Annotated in this window: 12 protein-coding genes; 1 reads left to right on the plus strand and 11 read right to left on the minus strand. The window is 39.6% G+C overall.

The annotated features are described in order from the left end of the window. On the minus strand, nt 1-945 hold the full coding sequence (gene nlpI / locus AAX18_RS00945) for a lipoprotein NlpI (protein ID WP_046952636.1): 945 nt from the start codon (nt 943-945) through the stop codon (nt 1-3). Between the two features lie 82 nt (nt 946-1,027). Next, a complete protein-coding gene (pnp, locus tag AAX18_RS00950) occupies nt 1,028-3,157 on the minus strand; it encodes a polyribonucleotide nucleotidyltransferase (RefSeq protein WP_046952637.1) in 2,130 nt (709 codons plus the stop codon). Nucleotides 3,158-3,399: 242 nt separating this feature from the next. Between pnp and nanQ the strand changes: the two genes are divergently transcribed. Beyond that, nucleotides 3,400-3,867 (plus strand): N-acetylneuraminate anomerase, encoded by a 468-nt coding sequence (gene nanQ / locus AAX18_RS00955; RefSeq protein ID WP_046952638.1) that lies wholly within the window; start codon nt 3,400-3,402, stop codon nt 3,865-3,867. Nucleotides 3,868-3,935: 68 nt separating this feature from the next. Here the strand turns inward: nanQ and AAX18_RS00960 are convergent, their stop codons facing one another. From AAX18_RS00960 to AAX18_RS01000, 9 genes are all read right to left on the minus strand, one after another. Further along, on the minus strand, nt 3,936-5,168 hold the full coding sequence (locus tag AAX18_RS00960) for an HlyD family type I secretion periplasmic adaptor subunit (RefSeq protein WP_046952639.1): 1,233 nt from the start codon (nt 5,166-5,168) through the stop codon (nt 3,936-3,938). Nucleotide 5,169: 1 nt separating this feature from the next. Further along, nucleotides 5,170-7,368: a type I secretion system permease/ATPase gene (locus AAX18_RS00965; RefSeq protein ID WP_046952640.1), complete on the minus strand. Its 2,199-nt coding sequence runs from the start codon at nt 7,366-7,368 to the stop codon at nt 5,170-5,172. A 27-nt stretch (nt 7,369-7,395) separates the two neighbouring features. Next, nucleotides 7,396-8,658 (minus strand): TolC family protein, encoded by a 1,263-nt coding sequence (locus AAX18_RS00970; RefSeq protein WP_046952641.1) that lies wholly within the window; start codon nt 8,656-8,658, stop codon nt 7,396-7,398. Nucleotides 8,659-8,922: 264 nt separating this feature from the next. Beyond that, the gene (locus AAX18_RS08605) at nt 8,923-11,934 is read right to left on the minus strand and encodes a hypothetical protein (protein WP_052748870.1); all 3,012 of its coding nucleotides are present in this window, start codon (nt 11,932-11,934) and stop codon (nt 8,923-8,925) included. Between the two features lie 20 nt (nt 11,935-11,954). Further along, entirely contained in the window at nt 11,955-12,431 is a 477-nt protein-coding gene (locus tag AAX18_RS00980; protein ID WP_046952642.1) for a hypothetical protein, read from the minus strand. A 216-nt stretch (nt 12,432-12,647) separates the two neighbouring features. Then, nucleotides 12,648-15,530 carry a hypothetical protein gene (locus tag AAX18_RS00985; protein WP_046952643.1) on the minus strand — a complete coding sequence of 961 codons (2,883 nt, stop codon included), beginning with the start codon at nt 15,528-15,530 and terminating at the stop codon, nt 12,648-12,650. A 20-nt stretch (nt 15,531-15,550) separates the two neighbouring features. Next, nucleotides 15,551-16,027 (minus strand): hypothetical protein, encoded by a 477-nt coding sequence (locus AAX18_RS00990; RefSeq protein ID WP_046952644.1) that lies wholly within the window; start codon nt 16,025-16,027, stop codon nt 15,551-15,553. A 288-nt stretch (nt 16,028-16,315) separates the two neighbouring features. Then, nucleotides 16,316-16,537, minus strand: coding sequence for a sulfurtransferase TusA family protein (locus tag AAX18_RS00995; RefSeq protein WP_046952645.1), 222 nt, complete (start codon nt 16,535-16,537; stop codon nt 16,316-16,318). Nucleotides 16,538-16,546: 9 nt separating this feature from the next. Further along, the gene (locus tag AAX18_RS01000; protein ID WP_046952646.1) at nt 16,547-17,590 is read right to left on the minus strand and encodes a YeeE/YedE family protein; all 1,044 of its coding nucleotides are present in this window, start codon (nt 17,588-17,590) and stop codon (nt 16,547-16,549) included. Between the last annotated feature and the right edge of the window lie 144 nt (nt 17,591-17,734).

Below are 17,734 nucleotides of genomic sequence, written 5' to 3' on the forward strand. Positions count from 1 at the left end.
TTAGAAAACAATCGCTTTTGTTACCGCACTTTTCTCTTCTTTTTCGTCTTCTGTTTGAACCGGTTTTAATTTCATTAGTTCAAACGCGGCAAAACGATACTCAACAAAGTTATAAACCTGATTTGCCATAGCTAGTTTAAATAAAGCTGCCGCTTCATCTACTAGCCCTACATTGAGTTTTTGTTTTGCTAGATAAAAATAGGTTTCTGTGAGAATTTCAGCATATTGTTGTGAATTTTCAGCAAATTCACTCGCACGTTGTTGTAATTCTTCTACAGAGATGCGTCCTAAGTAATATTGAACGATATGTGTACCCCAGAAGTCCTCTGATAGCCCTTTTGCTCGTTCAACAAGGTTTGTTTGGGCTTCTTGTGGTTTTAATTTTTGTTCGTTCAAATATAGCCATAAGACACGATAGGGATCTTTTGTATCGGCTTGGTAGAACTGTAAGAAATCTTGCTGAGCAAGATGGTAGCGCCCTACATAATAAAAATTTAAACCACGATTAAGGTGGGTATAGTCATAACTTGAATCTAATTCAAACACCGTATTGAATGCTTCCAATGCGCCGTCGTAATCTTCTTCAAGCAATAAATAAAGCCCTAAGTAATTGTACACAGATGCCATTTTAGGCTGTAATGCAAGGGCTTGAGTAAAATCGTAACGAGCAAGTCCCCATAATCCAAGGGAATCATAGAGTACGCCACGTTCAAAATGTAGCGATGCACGTTCTTCATTACTCATTTTTCCAACGAGTAGTACTTGGCTTAATCGCACGATCATCACTTCTTGTTCAAAGTGAGTATTCGGATTTTGTTCAGCCAACACAACATGATTTTTAGACACAAAACCGCCCCTAGACTGAACACAGCCTGCAAGGAGTAAGATCGCACATAAGCTAAATAAATAGACTATAAAATGGCGAGATAAGCGAAAACACCGCATTTGCTTTTTTTATGCCTAAAAGTTGGGAAAACAACAAAACTTGGCAGCGAACGCTACCAAGTTTTGATTCTATATTCCAAGATTATTCCTGTTCTTCTACAAAATCTTCTTGGTTAATTTCAGTTTCTTGTTTTGGTGCAAGATCTTTCATGGTTAAGCGGATACGACCTTGACGATCGATTTCAACCACTTTAACGGTTACTTCTTGACCAACTTGAAGGTAATCACTCACTTTCTCTACACGCTCTTCAGCAATTTGAGAAATATGAACTAAACCTTCTTTATTTCCAACGATAGCAACGAATGCCCCGAAGTCAGCAAGGCGAGTTACTTTACCTTTGTAAATTGCGCCTGCTTCAACTTCAGCAACGATTTCTTCAATACGAGCCATCACGTTTTTCGCTGCACTGCTATCTACTGCGGCGATTTTCACTGTACCATCATCATCGATATCGATAGACGTACCAGTTTCTTCAGTTAATGCACGGATAGTTGCACCACCTTTACCGATAACATCTTTAATTTTCTTCGGATCAATTTTCATGGTGTGAATACGCGGCGCGTAGTCAGAAATATCCGCACGTGGAGCTGGGATTGCTTGTTCCATTACACCAAGAATGTGCATACGCGCACTCTTCGCTTGGTTTAATGCAATTTGCATAATTTCAGGGGTGATACCTTCAATTTTGATGTCCATTTGAAGTGCTGTTACACCTTCGCGTGTACCCGCTACTTTAAAGTCCATATCACCTAAGTGGTCTTCATCACCTAAAATATCTGAAAGTACCACAAATTTTTCTTCTTCTTTTACTAAGCCCATTGCGATACCCGCAACTGCTGCTTTAATTGGTACACCCGCATCCATTAATGCTAAAGACGCACCACATACAGATGCCATAGAAGAAGAACCGTTAGATTCAGTGATTTCAGATACAACACGCACGACATACGGGAATTCAGCAAGGCTAGGCATAACTGCCGCTACACCGCGTTTTGCTAAACGACCGTGACCGATCTCACGACGTTTTGGCGAGCCGATCATACCGGTTTCACCTACAGAATATGGAGGGAAGTTGTAGTGGAATAAGAAGTGATCTTGACGTTCACCTGTTAATTCATCAATGATTTGTGCATCACGTTCAGTACCTAACGTTGCAACGGCTAATGCTTGTGTTTCACCACGGGTGAAAATTGCAGAACCGTGAGTACGTGGTAATACACCAGTGCAAATGTCTAATGCACGAACGGTATCAACGGTACGGCCATCAATACGTGGCTCACCTGCAATGATACGGCCGCGAACGATTTGGCTTTCAAGTGCGGTGAAAATATCCACGATTTTACCTTCGCTGATCTCTTCATCTTCTGCTGTGATTTGTGCAATCACATCCGCTTTAATCGCATCGATTTGTTCGTAACGAGCTTGTTTTTCAGTAATGCGGTATGCATCACCTAAACGTGCTTCAGCAATCGCTTTTACTTTATTGATTAAATCTGTGTTTGGTTGTGGTGCAACCCAATCCCAACGTGGTTTGCCTGCTTCTTTCGCAAATTCTTTGATCGCTTCAACCACGACTTGTTGTTGTTGATGACCGAATACGACTGCCGCTAACATTTGTTCTTCAGTTAAAATGTCTGCTTCAGATTCAACCATTAATACGGCTTTGTCTGTACCTGCAACCACTAAGTCCAAACGACTTTGTTTTTGTTCAGCCATAGTTGGGTTTAATACGAATTGGTTGTCAATAAAACCAACACGTGCTGCACCGATAGGGCCATTGAAAGGTACGCCAGATAAGGTTAATGCTGCAGAAGCACCAATCATAGCCACTAAGTCTGGGCTGATTTGTGGGTTTACAGAAACTACAGTTGCCACAACTTGGATTTCGTTGAAGAAACCTTCTGGGAATAATGGACGAATTGGACGGTCGATTAAACGTGCAATTAAAGTTTCACCTTCAGATGGACGACCTTCACGTTTGAAGAAACCACCAGGGATTTTACCCGCTGCATAAGTACGCTCTTGGTAGTTTACGGTTAATGGGAAGAAGTCTTGACCTTCTTTCACATCTTTTTTAGCAACAACAGTCACGAATACCGTGGTATCGTCCATGCTTGCCATGACCGCAGCAGTTGCTTGACGTGCAATCGCGCCGGTTTCTAGAGTAACGGTATGTTGACCGTATTTAAATTGCTTAACAATTGGATTCACAATGTTTTCCTTAAAATTTATATTAAAAACAATGCCTTATTTTCCAGATTGCGACTAGCAAAAGAAATCTTTTGTAAAAATAACCGCACTTCGAGTGAGTAAAATTGCTTTTGATAGCCGCACGCTAATGTAGAAAATAAAGCTTAAGCATTATACAGGGGTTTTTGTGTGATTGGTAACTTTATTTCATTTAACCGACTTGTTATCATATTCTCATACAAATACATACGTAAGGAGATACTATGATTATCAGTGCATTAAATAATCCAAATTTTAAAGTGGGGTTACCAAAAGTTATCGCAGATATTTGCGATCATCTCAACACGTTAGATCTTGAAGCATTAGAAAATGGTCGTCATGATTTAAGCGAGCAAGTCTATATGAACGTCATGGAATTTGATACCGTTGAAGCGGATAGCAAACAGGCTGAACTTCACCACAAATATCTAGATATTCAATTACTTATTCGTGGTGAAGAAAATGTTGAAGTAAGCGCGACTTATCCAAATCTTAGCTTATACGATGAATATCGTGAAGCAGATGATTATCAACTCACCCCACAAATTGAAGATAAAATCACCGTGACACTTTTACCAAAAATGTTCGCTGTCTTTTTCCCTTATGAACCCCATAAACCGGGTTGCACCGTAGACGGTAAATCAACTATTGTGAAAAAACTGGTGGTGAAAGTACCGGTAGAATTGATTTAATTATTTCGATTCATTAAAGAAAAAGTGCGGTTAGAAATTTATATATTTTTCTGACCGCACTTTTAAATTTATCTCTCTCTTAATGCTTGTTTCATTCGCGTAATTGGTTTTATTAAATATTGAAACACTGTTTTCTCACCAGTTTTAACATCTACTGTTGCAACCATCCCAGGAATAATTGGCATTTCGTTCCCGTTTTTATCAACAAGATGGCTCCCTGACGTTTTCACTAATATGCGATAATACACGTTATTCATATTTAGCTTTAATTCACTAGCATTATGTTTTTCATCACTTAATGTATCTGGGCTGATTAACGTCACCTCGCCTTGTAAACCACCATAAATCGCATAATCATAAGCGGTGAGTTTTACAACTGCAGGCAAACCTGGGCGGATAAATGCAACATCATTCGGGCGAATATAAGCCTCAACTAGAAGATTATCTTCAATCGGTACAATTTCAAGAATATCCTGCCCAGCATTAACAACCCCACCAATCGTATTAATTCGAATATTTTTTACAATCCCTTTCATTGGTGCACGAATTTGTGAACGTTCAACGGGGTCAGCTCGCATTGCCATATTTTCCTTAGCCTGTGCGAGTTCCGATTCTGTTTTTACTAACTCATTACTTGCATCTGTTGTATAACGGTTTTGACGTTCTGTAATTTGTGCTGCTAAATCATGTGAATCACGTTGCATACGTAAAAGATCAACTTGTGACATAACGCCACGCTTTACCATTGGTTCTGCTATAGCTATTTGCTGTTCAAGCGCATCTTTACTTTGTCTCAAGCCCGAAACTTGTTCTTCCATCGCTCTACGACGAGAAACGTAAGCTGCTTCTTCACGCTTTTTTAATTCATCTGAAATATGGTCAGGGAAAACAAGATTTGTGTTGTAGGCCTCTGCCTGTAAACGAGCTACCATAGCTTCTAAGTTTTCTACTTTTGCTTGGCTTTCACGTAAAATAGCAGAACTACGAGTATCATCTAGTTTTAAGAGAATTTGCCCTTTTTCAACGGTATCCCCTTCCTTGACTAACATTTCTTGAATCGTTCCTGGATCGAGGCTTTGTACGATTTGCTCACGGCTACTTGGAATAATTCGTCCTTGTCCTTGGGCAACTTCTTCGAGCGGACTAAAATATGCCCAAATGATAAAAGCAATGATAAAAGACAAAAATAAACTAATTATTGAAAAATAACCCGTATGTTTTTCCGATTGTAAGGCTGCATTTAGATCGTTAATCAGCTTTAAATCCTCTTGATTGACGTTTTCTCTTTGCTGATTTGACATATTACTCACCTTTTTCTTCTTTTTTCTCAGCGGCAACCTGTGCAACATTTTGAGCTTTTGCCTGTGCTGCTTGTGCTTGTCGCTCTTCATTTTCACGCAATTTTGCAATAACTGCATCTCGAGGGCCATCAATCACAACACGGCCATTATCAACAACAACGACACGATTAACCATTGGTAACACTTGTAAACGATGCGTCACCACTACAACGGTTTTATCTCTAGCCCATTGAGCTAACACGCCTAGCGCTTGTTGTTCAGTTTGCTCATCTAAACCTGTTGTGGGTTCATCTAATAAAACAACACGCGGATGGCGTAAAGTCAAACGTGCTAATGAAACAATTTGTTTTTGTCCACCAGAAAGCCCCAAACCATCTTCACCGAGTGGCATATCCAAACCTTTAGGATGGTTACGAACCAACTGATCTAAATGGAAATTACGCAATGCACCAAGCAATTCCTGGTCTGTTGAATAACCATCCATTCGAGCTAAATCTAAGTTCTCACGTAATGTCCCAAGGAATAAACGTGGGGATTGATTAAGTAAAGTGACTTTATCACGTAGGAAATTCGGATCAATTTGGCGAATATCTACATTATCTAACAAGATATTTCCGCCCGTTGGCTCATATAGCCCACTCGCTAATTTCAATAATGTACTTTTACCACTACCGATTCGTCCTAAAATTGCAACTTTTTCACCAGGACGAATGGTTAAATTAAGGTTTGCAATAGCAGGTTGCGAATCTTTATTATATTTAAATACGACATTGTTAAAGGTTATCTGACCTTGTACTTGATCAAGTGTTACATAAGAACGTTCTGGATCTCGTTCAATTGGTCTTTCAACAATGGAGTTTACACCTTTGAGTGCATTCTTAGCTTGTTGATATCGAATGGCTAATCCTGCAATTTTCCCAAGAGATGAAAGTGCGCGGCCAGAAAGGATTACCGAAGCAATTACCGCACCCATTGTAATACGAGCTTCAACGACATCATCGTGAATTAAATAAGTCCCTAATACAACTAAACCTACGGTATTTAATTGCTGTAGCCCCACTGTAAAGTTAGAAACAAATTCATTGATCTGTTTAACTTTCATTGAACTGATAGCTGTTAAAGCATTGAGTCTATCCCAACGCTGCTGAGCCCAGTTAGTTGCATTATTAACCTTTAATGTTTCAATGCCTTCTACCGCTTCAACTGCTAGCCCCTGACGTTGGGAGCCCTCTTTCATACTTTCATTGATACGTTTTGCTAATGTTGGCTGCACTGCAAAAGAAACTAATAGTACTAAAGCACAAGTCACTGCAGGTACAATCACCAATTTTCCACCAATAACAAACATGACAAATAAGAAAAGCAATAAGAATGGTGCATCAACTAATACCAATAAGCTAGCACTTGTCATAAATTCACGCACAGCCTCAAAATCGCGTAAATTATTCGCATAAGAGCCTGAAGAAATTGGACGTTCAATTAAACGTAATGCCATAACCCGCCTAAAAAGCGCCGAACTGACAATTAAATCTGCTTTTTTACCAGCAATATCAGTTAAATGCGAACGTATCATTTTAGCAATAAATTCAAAGGTAATAGCTAAGAATACGCCTATACTTAACACCCATAATGTTGAATATGCTTGGTTTGGAATCACTCGATCGTACACATTCATCACATAAAGTGAACTCACCAATGCCAAAATGTTGATTAAAAAAGAGGCTAAAATGACTTGGTAGTAATATTTTTTAAAGCGACCAATAACCTTCCAGAACCAGGCTTTTGGTAAATGATATTCTGGTAATTCAGAACGGTGATCCGCAGTTAATTTTGGCTTAATAAACCAGCAGAATCCCAAATATTGTGCTTCAAGATCTTTATGGCTAACCTCATGTGCTGGCGCATCACCTTGGCGAACAACATAAACACGCTCTTCGCCACGCCCTTTTACCTCACTCACAACAGCAGCTTCGTCATTATGTAAAATAATAATAACTGGCATCGCAAGTGAAGGAATCTCAACTAACTTACGGCGAGAAATATGGTTTTCAAATCCATAACTACGCAATACTTCGCTAAGTGATTGAATATTCGCATTTAAATTTCGATCCCTTGCGACATTTGCGGCTAAAGCCTCTTCTGCAACAGGTTGATTGAGTAGCTTTGTTGCAATAGCTAAATGTTTAATAATTGAATTCATAAAATTTATCTACAAAATGCCTTCTACTTAGAACTGACTATTTGCATTAAAATCTGGGATTTTAGCCCATTTTGCTAAACTTGCTTTCGCCAATAAATATGCCACAGCTGCATCGCGGTAATCATTTTGTGCTTCCACATAATTTGTCTCCGTTGCGGCTAATTCTGCATAAGAATCTAATACTTCTAGCAAAGTGCGGTGAGAAATATAGAATTGTTGCTCATAGTCTTGAGCAACTTGAGATTGTGTCGAAATCAGTGATTTTACAATTTTAGCGCGCTGCTCACTTTGCTTCATATCCACTTTTGCTGTTTCTGCTCGTTCCTGGATATCACGTAATAACTCATCTGAGCGCGCTCTAGCTGAGCGTATTACTGCGTGGCTCTTCTCCAGTGTATAATCAGCAGATTTATTATAAAGATCCCAAGTCATCGTTACCGCAACACTTCTATCATGGCGAGTTGCACTTCCTTCTAAATTAATAGACGGATATTTTGAAGCTTTTGCAACTTCAGCATCCGATAATGCACTACTGTATTCTGATTCTTGCGCTTTCACACTTGGATGTTCAGTGATTGGCACTTTATCGAATAGTGCAATAAGCTGTGCTGAATTCTGTTTATTAAATGGATCGACAATATCTTTTTCAGTTAAACGTTTTGAGCTATATTTGTTTAATTTACTCAAAGTAACGGATAACGTTTTCTGTAAACTCGCTTCTGTTGATTGTGCTTGTAAATAACGGGATTGTGCCTGTGTCATCTCTGAACGACGACCAGAATCATATTCACTAATTACTCGCAAATCTGCTAAGAATTTCTCATGGCGTTTAATATTTTTTTTCGCAACTGCAATGGATTCTTTTGCACGAAGTGCGGTTAAATAAAGAGTGCTAATCGTGTTGGCTAACTCTTCGCGCGTTTCATAATATTTATGTTGATAATATTCCATTTTATGTTTATCACGCTCAACAGCAGCTTGAATTCCACCCCAAGCATATAAATTTAAACGGGATTTAATGCCAACATCATCACGCATTCTGGCATTATTAGAAGTATTTTGCTGGGCGACAACATTTTGTCCTGTTAACGAAAATGTTGGATAGTGCCCAGCTTTAGATGCTTCCATTTCATTATAAGCGCCTTCTGTATTAGCGCTCGCCTCAAGTAATGCAGGATCATTTCGCAAAGCATTGCGAAGAATATCAGCAAGTTCTTCTGCAAAAGCCGATGGAGATTGCAATGCACTAAGGAGTAGCAATGCAATGATTTTATGATGTACAAGTTTCATGGAAAGGCTCTCTTATAGAGTAATCAAAATAAAATTTCTTAACTGTTTAATTATAGCTCAAATCAGTTAAGAGTAATAATTAAAGATGCAAACTACTCGTAAAATTCAACCGCTTGTAAAGGCAGTGTTCAAGATAAATATTGCATAAAGCTGGCTAAAAACATCCCAGTCATACCTCTTTTTTATTCATCATCAAGCGATCAAACTTTCTCGGTTTTTACAAAAACGCACCCGAAGGTGCGTTTTTCTAATAGACGTTACAAATTAAGCAACAGCAATATCTGAATCAATCCAGAGTTCATTAGAACCGGTGTGGTAAACATGATAAGTATTGCCTTTATAATTAACTTGTGAGCTAGCAGCTCTACTAATCTCACTTAAATCCACTTTATCACCTTCATCACCATCAACAATTAACACGTTGTTGTGAGATTTACCACTGTCATCAACCGTTGGTTTAGCACTGTGGTTTCTCTCAACATCATCTTTGTGGATAAAAACTGAGTTGTTTAACGTACCTTTAATATCAATTTTCTCAAAGTTAGAGAGCGCTGAAATCTTGGTTATAATCGTTTCGCCGCCTCGATTCACAAACTCAAGTGTGTCGAAATCATCACCACCATCAATAGATGGTTTTTTGTCAAAATAGTAAGGCGCATCAATAGCACCTGATGTTTTTACAATATCATCACCTGAGCCCATATCTATCCTAGCTTGTAAGGATCCATAGGCGGTACTATAGGTGAACGGAAAATCTGTAGAACGCGCTTCAAGAATATCATTACCTTCGCCCATATTAATGGTGCCCGCAATAGTCTCAAAGCTTGCATAGTCATTAGCGCTACTGCCCATACCGTTACTATCTATAGTATTAGATGATACCCCAGCCTCATCAGGATTTTTAGCATCTCCAGTATCTTTACCCGCTTGGGCCCTTACATCTGCGCTCGCGTTGCCAGCATTATCTCTCGACGTAGCTCTCACATAAGAACCATCTTTTACTTGGTCTTGTGGAATGGTTGTGCTGTTCTGACCTGCTTCAATCTCTGGTACTATTGAATAATAGCTTGAAGACCAGCTACCATCTGCATTTTTGATTAAAGTTATGTCAGTAGAAATATTAGAATTCTCTGGGTTTAAAAATATACCAGGGCGGTTAGGGATTACCGATATTGAAACATAATCGCCCACGTTTGCATCATCTGGTACTTTCACGGTGACTGATCCATCCGTAGTCGATGGAATGACTTCCGGTGCGCTTGGTGCTGTAGTATCAGTTTTTTTACCTATTATATCGAGAGCTGGATAACTGATTATACCCGAAGTATCAAAGGCATTCGCTGCTAATTGTGACCCCCCTTCTATTTTATCTGATGAAATTATTGCTTTTCCAGTCGCTGGCTCTACAATAATATCCGGGTTGTCTGAAGTCCAATTACCGTCCTCATCTTTCGTTAACATTGTAGTTTTTCGTGTACCTGATTTATCCAAATATCTTACAGCCATAGATTTAAGGTTTTTAACTGCAGGAGGGGTAATTTCCACAAAACCATCTGTTTTTACGGTGATTGTTGGACGGTCAATTTCGTTAGCAAGATTAGTATATCCTGGTGCAGAGAAATTCTCTGCATGATCCATTGCACGAGCATATACAGTACCGAATCCTTTAAGTTTATTCGCTGGAACAATAGTACTATTGTTGCCGGCATCAATATTTGGCACATTCTCTGGTTTATCTGAAATCCAACTACCATCCTGTTGTTTAGTTAACGTAGCTAAAATTTCATCATTATCATCATCAGGAATCAAAGCACCGAAAGCCCAAAAAGACTCATAATGATAAATACCTCGTTTAATTACAACAAAATCTCCAACGTCGGCATCCTTTGGCATTGTTACTCTTGCAGAACGACCTTCTAATCCAACTACTTCTGGCATGCTTGGCCCATAAATATCCGGAATGCTAACCGCATTTTCCGTTGCTGCTTCACCTGTGTTACCTTGATTATCCGTTGCAGAGGCCCTCACTAGAGATCCATCTTTCACTTTATCTGCTCTAAGTACCATTAGTCCACTCTCTGGAGTTACCCAGATATCATTATCTGGATTAGATGATACCCAACCTTTATCAGCATCTTTAGTAATCGTGACTGTTTGTGGATTTCCCTCTTCATCAATGTAGTGCACTTCAACTGATTTAGTATCTTCATCTGCTGGAGGAGTAATATAAACAAAGCCATTCATTTTCGCTTCAATAGTTGGTTTGGCTGGTGCCGTTTTATCTACATTTTCACCCGCTTGAGCCGTTACTAGTGCACTATTATTGCCCGCTGGGTCTTTCGCTACTGCAGTTACATCAGAAGCATCTTTCACTTTATCTTGTGGAATAGTGGAGCTGTCTTTACCCGCATCAACATTCGGTAAGATTTCTGGTTTATCAGAAGTCCAGCTGCCGTCTGCATTCTTCGTTAAGGTGACTTTTTCAGGGGTATCAGAGGTTTCGCTAATTACGGTTACTTCTACAGTATCATCTACTTGGGCATCACCTGGTACTTTCACGGTTACTGAGCCATTAGTGGTTGATGGCGTTACTTGTGGTGCACTTGGTGCCGTGGTGTCAGGATTATTCCCCGCATTTGCTGAACCTTCTTCAACAGTTGGTTTAGCCGGTGCAGTGGTGTCTTTAGCGGTATTGCCATTATTATTAGCGTTATCTAGTACAGCCTCATTATTTTTATCACTATTATCAGATGGTTTGTCAGCAGTGTTATTTGATGAGCCGCTACCATGACTGCCACTTGCTGCCGCGATAATACCACCTACAGCAGCCACACCTGCCGCTACCCATAACCAGCTTGGATTAAATGCCCAGAATGGTGCAGTTACGCTGTTTCCGCCTAATGCTTGTGGTGCAAAAACTTGATCTGCAAGTAAAGTCACCGCATCGCTTTCCACCCCACTTTGTGGAACGTAAGCATAGTATTGCCCATCTTCGGCCATACCTAATACTAATTCAGTATTATCATGTTCATAATAGCCTTCTAAGACTAAATCGCTTTCTTTATTGATATCGGTGCCTTCAAACGCAATATAAAGATCGTTGCCAACACGTTTGGTGTCGATCATTTCAGGGGCATACTGTGTTGCTTCATCAACCAATTCATAGTTCACATGAGGTTGTGCTTTGATGATAACTTTTTGATTTGCTGAATTTAATTTGACGGTTTCAATGGTTTTATTGCCGTTATTAATCTTTACACTAATATTTTTTGACATAAATAATCTCCCTTAATTGATTAATGAGTTGCACAAGCGGTGTTGTTTACACGAGAGATAGTGTGCGCTTGATGCTTAAGCATTTTTAAAGCTTCTTGTGCTGTTGCTGCGTCTACCTCTTTTAATTGAGGTTTTGATGCATTAGAGGTATCGACGTAGAAATAATGAACAGATTGCTTCGCGAGATTGACAGTTAAGTTTGTTGCAGGTTTCATTGCAACATAGTGCGCTTCAAGTGCAGTTGGTTTTGCACAAATTTCAGTTTTAGCGAATCCCCCGACTTGAAGAGAAGACAGGTATTCGCCATTTACTTTGATATTGACTGCGATCGGGTTTGCTCCAGCATCAGTGCGATAGAAAACTAAGCCAGCATGATTTTCTTGTGGTGTCACACTTGTTGATTGATTATCAAAATTTGACCATTTTTCATTGTTTAATGAGCAAGCAGATAGGATGAAAGCTGCAATTGCTGCAGTAAAAAGTTTGGAAAGTCTCATAATAAAGTCCTTTAAAATATATCTATATGTTCTAATCAAACGCGATGTTGTTGTTTGAAAATCGTACGCACAGGGCGATAAGGTGGCGCATTTTAACTCAAATTTTAAATAAAGGAAGGGAAGTTAAAAAAATTTACACTTTATTTACAAATGTAATTTTCTAGATTTTTACAAAAAACGCACCCGAAGGTGCGTTTTTCTAATGGAGGTTACAAATTAACCAACAGCAATATCTGAATCAACCCAGAGTTCGTTAGAACCAGTGAGGTAAACATGATAAGTATTGCCTTTATAATCAACTTGTGAGCTTGCAACTTTACTAATCTCACTTAAATTCACTTTATCACCTTCATCACCATCAACAATTAATACGTTGTTGTGAGATTTACCACTGTCATCAACCGTTGGTTTAGCACTGTGGTTTCTCTCAACATCATCTTTTTGGATATTAAGTGTGTTGTTTAACGTACCTTTAATATCAATTTTCTCAAAGTTAGAGATCTCTGAAATAGAGGTTCTAATCTCTTTGCCGTCTCGATTCACAAACTCAAGTGTATCGAAATCATCGCCACCATTAATAGATTCTCTTGAGTATATAGAACCAGATGTTCTTATGATATCATCGCCAGAGCCCATATCTACTTTTGCATTGGAGAATGTGTAGAAATAGCTGAACGGCATTTCTGTAGAGCGTGCTTCAAGAATATCATTACCCGCGCCCATATTAATGGTGCCCGCAATTTGATCAAAGCTTGCATAGTCATCACCACTACTGCCCATACCGTTACTATCTATAGTATTAGATGATACCCCAGCCTCATCAGGATCTTTAGCATCTCCAGTATCTTCACCCGCTTGAGCTGTTACTTTTGCGCTATAGTTGTAATCAGGATTTCTCGCCTGAGCGGTCACATTAGAACCATCTTTTACTTGATCTTGTGGAATGGTTGTGCTGTTCTGACCCGCTGCAATATTTGGTAACATTATAGGATAGTCTGAAGTCCAGCTACCATCTGCATTTTTGGTTAAAGTCACTCCGACACCTATATTAGAATCCTCTGGGTTTAAAAATATGTCAGACTTTTCAGGAACTATGCTTACGTCAACCTTATCGCCTACTTTTGCATCATCTGGTACTTTCACGGTGACTGAACCATCTGTAGTCGATGGAATGATTTCAGGTGCGCTTGGTGCAGGAGTCTTAGGGGCTTCACCTACTGTCTGGTAATCCTCACGACTAATTATACCCGAATTAGCAAACGCTTTCGCAGTTACTTTCGAACCAGCTTGTATTTTATCCGCTGAAATCATCGCTTTACCCGTCGTTGGCTCTACCGTCACATCCAGGTTGTCCGAAGTCCAATTACCGTCCTCACCTTTTGTTAAGATTGTGATTTTTTGTGTCCCTGCTTTATCGGTATATCTTACCTTCATAGACTTAAGGTCTTGAGCTGCAGGAGGGGTGATTTCCACAAAACCACCTGTTTCTACGGTTACCTTTGGAGCATCCATTTCGTTAGGAAGAAAAGTTTGCGGTACTCCGCTGGAATTACCTGCAGGATCCATCGCCCCCACATATACATTCTCGAATCCTTTAAGTTTATTCGCTGGAATAATCGTACTATCGTTGCCGGCCTTAACATTTGGCACGTTCTCTGGTTTATCTGAAATCCAACTACCATCCTGTTGTTTAGTCAAGGTAGCTAAAGTTTCAGCAGTATCAATATCATCTGACCAATCCAACAAATCACCGTGCTCTTTATAAATAGCTCGTTTAATTACAACAAAATCACCAACCTCGGCCTCTTTTGGCATTGTTACGCTTACAGAACGATCTTCTAAAGCCCTTGTTTCTGGCATACTTGGCCCATAAGTATCCGGAATGTCAACCGCATTTGCCGTTGCTTGTTCACTTGTTGCTTCTTCACCTGTGTTACCTTTATTATCCGTTGCTGAGGCTTTCACTAGAGAACCACCTTTCACTTTATGTGCCAGAAGTGTTATTTTGCCAGTTTCTGAATTAAGCCAGATGTTCTCTAGATTAGATGATACCCAACCCTTATCAGCATCTTTAGTAATCGTGACTGTTTGCGGATTTCCTTTTTCATCAATGTAGTGTACTTCAACCGATTTAGCATCTGCAGGTGGAGTAATATAAACAAAACCATTCGTTTTCGCTTCAATAGTTGGTTTAGCTGGTGCGGTAGTATCAGGATTATCACCCGCATTCGCTGTACCTTCTTCACCAGTGTTACCTGCAGTGTCAGTTGCTTTCGCCGTCACTGGAGAGCCATCTTTCACTTTGTCTGCTGGGATGGTTGCTTTGCCAGTCGCTGGGTCTACTGCAACATCTGGGTTGTTTGAAGTCCAGTTGCCGTCGTTACCTTTAGTCAAGGTGGCAGTTTTTGGTGTACCCGCTTCATCAGTGTAGTTTACTTCTACAGACTTGGTATCCGCATCTACAGGAGGCGTGACGTCTACTGAGCCATTGTCTTTCGCTTCAACGGTCGGTTTAGCCGGTGCAGTAGTGTCTTTAGCGGTATTGCTATTGTTATTAGCATCACTATTATCAGATGGCTTGTCAGTAGCATTATTTGACGAGCCACCACCATGACTGCCACTGGCTGCTGCGATAATACCCCCTACAGCAGCCACACCAGCAGCTACCCATAACCAGTTTGGATTGAATGCCCAGAATGGTGCAGCTACGCTGTTTCCGCCTAATGCTTGTGGAGCAAAAATTTGATCGGCAAGCAATGTCACCGCATCGCTTTCTACACCACTTTGTGGAACGTAAGCATAGTATTGACCATCTTCAGCCATACCTAATACTAATTCAGTATTATCATGTTCATAATAGCCTTCTAACACTAAATCAACATCTTTATTGATATCTGTATCTTCAAATGCAATGTAAAGATCATTACCAACTCGCTTGGTATCAATCATTTCTGGTGCATATTGAGTTGCATCATCAACTAATTCATAGTTCACATGAGGTTGTGCTTTGATGATAACTTTTTGATTTGCTGCATTTAATTTGACGGTTTCAATAGTTTTATTACCGTTATTAATCTTTACGCTAATATTTTTTGACATAAATAATATCCCTTAATTGATTAATGAGTTGCACAAGTTGTGTGGTTTACACGAGAAATAGTATTAGCTTGATGCTTAAGCATTTTTAAAGCTTCTTGTGCTGTTGCTGCATCCACCTCTTTTAATTGTGGTTTTGATGCATTAGAGGTATCGACGTAGAAATAATGAACAGATTGTTTCGCTAGGTTTACATTTAAGTTTGTTGCAGGTTTCATTGCAACATAGTGGGTTTCAAGTGCGGTTGGTTTTGCACAAATTTCTGTTTTGGTGAATCCCCCGACTTGAAGAGAAGACAGGTATTCGCCATTTACTTTGATATTTACTGCGATTGGGTTTGCTCCAGCATCAGTGCGATAGAACACTAAGCCAGCATGATTTTCTTGTGGTGTCAGACTCGTTGATTGATTATCAAAATTTGACCATTTTTCGTTGTTTAATGAGCAAGCAGATAGCATGAAAGCTGCAATCGCTGCAGTAAAAAGTTTGGAAAGTCGCATAATAAACTCCTTTAAAATATATCTATATGTTCTAATCAAACTCGATGTTGTTGTTTGAAAATCGTACGCACAGGGCGATAAGGTGGCGCATTTTAACTGAAATTTAAAATAAAGGAAGAGAAAATTAAGAAATTTACACTTTATTTACAATGTAATTTTAACTCATTGATTTTATTATTTTGCTTGCTTGCTTGCTTGCTTGCTTGCTTGCTTGCTTGCTTTTTTTAGTGCTTGGCCAGCTATTCTGACCAAGCTAATAGAAAAGATATTTAGGATTTGATTTGTGTGTTATTTAACCACTGTAATTGACCATTTGGCATTGTCAATTTGTTCGAAGTTTGTCACTTCATAACCTTCTTCAGCAGCCCAAGCAGGAATAGCTTCGGTGGCTTGGGTACAGTCGAATTCAATTTCTAGGCCATCTCCTTTGTTTAACTTAGCCATTGCTTCTTTGGCTTCAACGAGAGGAAAGGGGCAAACAAGGCCGAGTGTTGGTAATTTAACTATCATATAAACTCCTTATGATGTTTTTGTTAATTTTAAACGTTGTGGACGGATAATGGTAAAGTAGGCAGCCACCCAAGTACCGAGAATCATCAGTGGCAATGAGACCCAACCTTGCCAAGAGAAAAAGGCTGTTTCGACTAAGCCATTACCGATAGAGCAGCCACCTGCAAGCGTTGCCCCAATACCCATGAGAATACCGCCGAGTCCGCTGCGTAGAATAGTGGTGGCATCTGGTACGCGGACACGAAATTCATTGCTCGCTTTCGCGCCGATGAATGATCCAATAAAAATCCCTAAAACTAAGAATACGCCCCAGTTAATAAATTTACCGTCGCCAGTAACAAGGAATTGCATAATATTAGCTGATGGGCCAGTGATCCCAAGTCCAAACTCACGACCTGTAGCGACACTGAGTGGCCAAGCTGCAAGAGCAATTAATCCGATTAGCACTGCTGAGAAAAATGGGTGCCAGCGTTTTTCAAATAATAAGTGAGAAAGCCCCGTTTTCTTCGGTTTTAATGCTGCGACTTTTACGCTTGGTTTGCTGAGATGTTTGTATACATAGAAAGCCGTCACTAAAGTTAATAATGCGACTAACCACCAAGGTGATATACCGAATGTATCGTAAATGTTGCGTTGTTCAATATTGATGCTGCGTAAGGTTTTATTGAGTTCGCCTAACGGGCCGGTGCGCATGATGGCACTTAATAACATATAAGTGAATAAAGCAACCCAACTGCCGACTAAGCCTTCTGCAGCTCGGTACCATGTGCCTGTTGCACAACCGCCAGCGAGAACAATGCCGACACCAAACACAAAGGCACCGATAATCACCGCTAAAAAGGCAAAGTTTTCAGCCGGATCGACATTTAATACACCGATTTCTTTTAAGAGGAAGAAACCAATAGATTGCACGGTAATCGCCAATAAAAGGGCTACAAACATTTTGTTATTTTTGGTGACATACATATCGCGAAATGCGCCAGTAATACAAAAGCGCCCACGCTGCATCACAAATCCGAGTAAGATTCCGCAAAGTAATCCGGTTAAAAGCATAAATATTCCTTCTCTTTTAGAACTAAGTAGGTCGGTATTTTCTAAAAAAATAAGAAGGTAGCGCCAATAACTTTTAGCTAGAAAATATATTTTTTTGATATAAAAAAAGTGCGGTTATAAATTTATACTTTTTTACAACACTGT

Source organism: Haemophilus haemolyticus, from assembly GCF_001008205.1.
Classification (GTDB): domain Bacteria; phylum Pseudomonadota; class Gammaproteobacteria; order Enterobacterales; family Pasteurellaceae; genus Haemophilus; species Haemophilus haemolyticus_Q.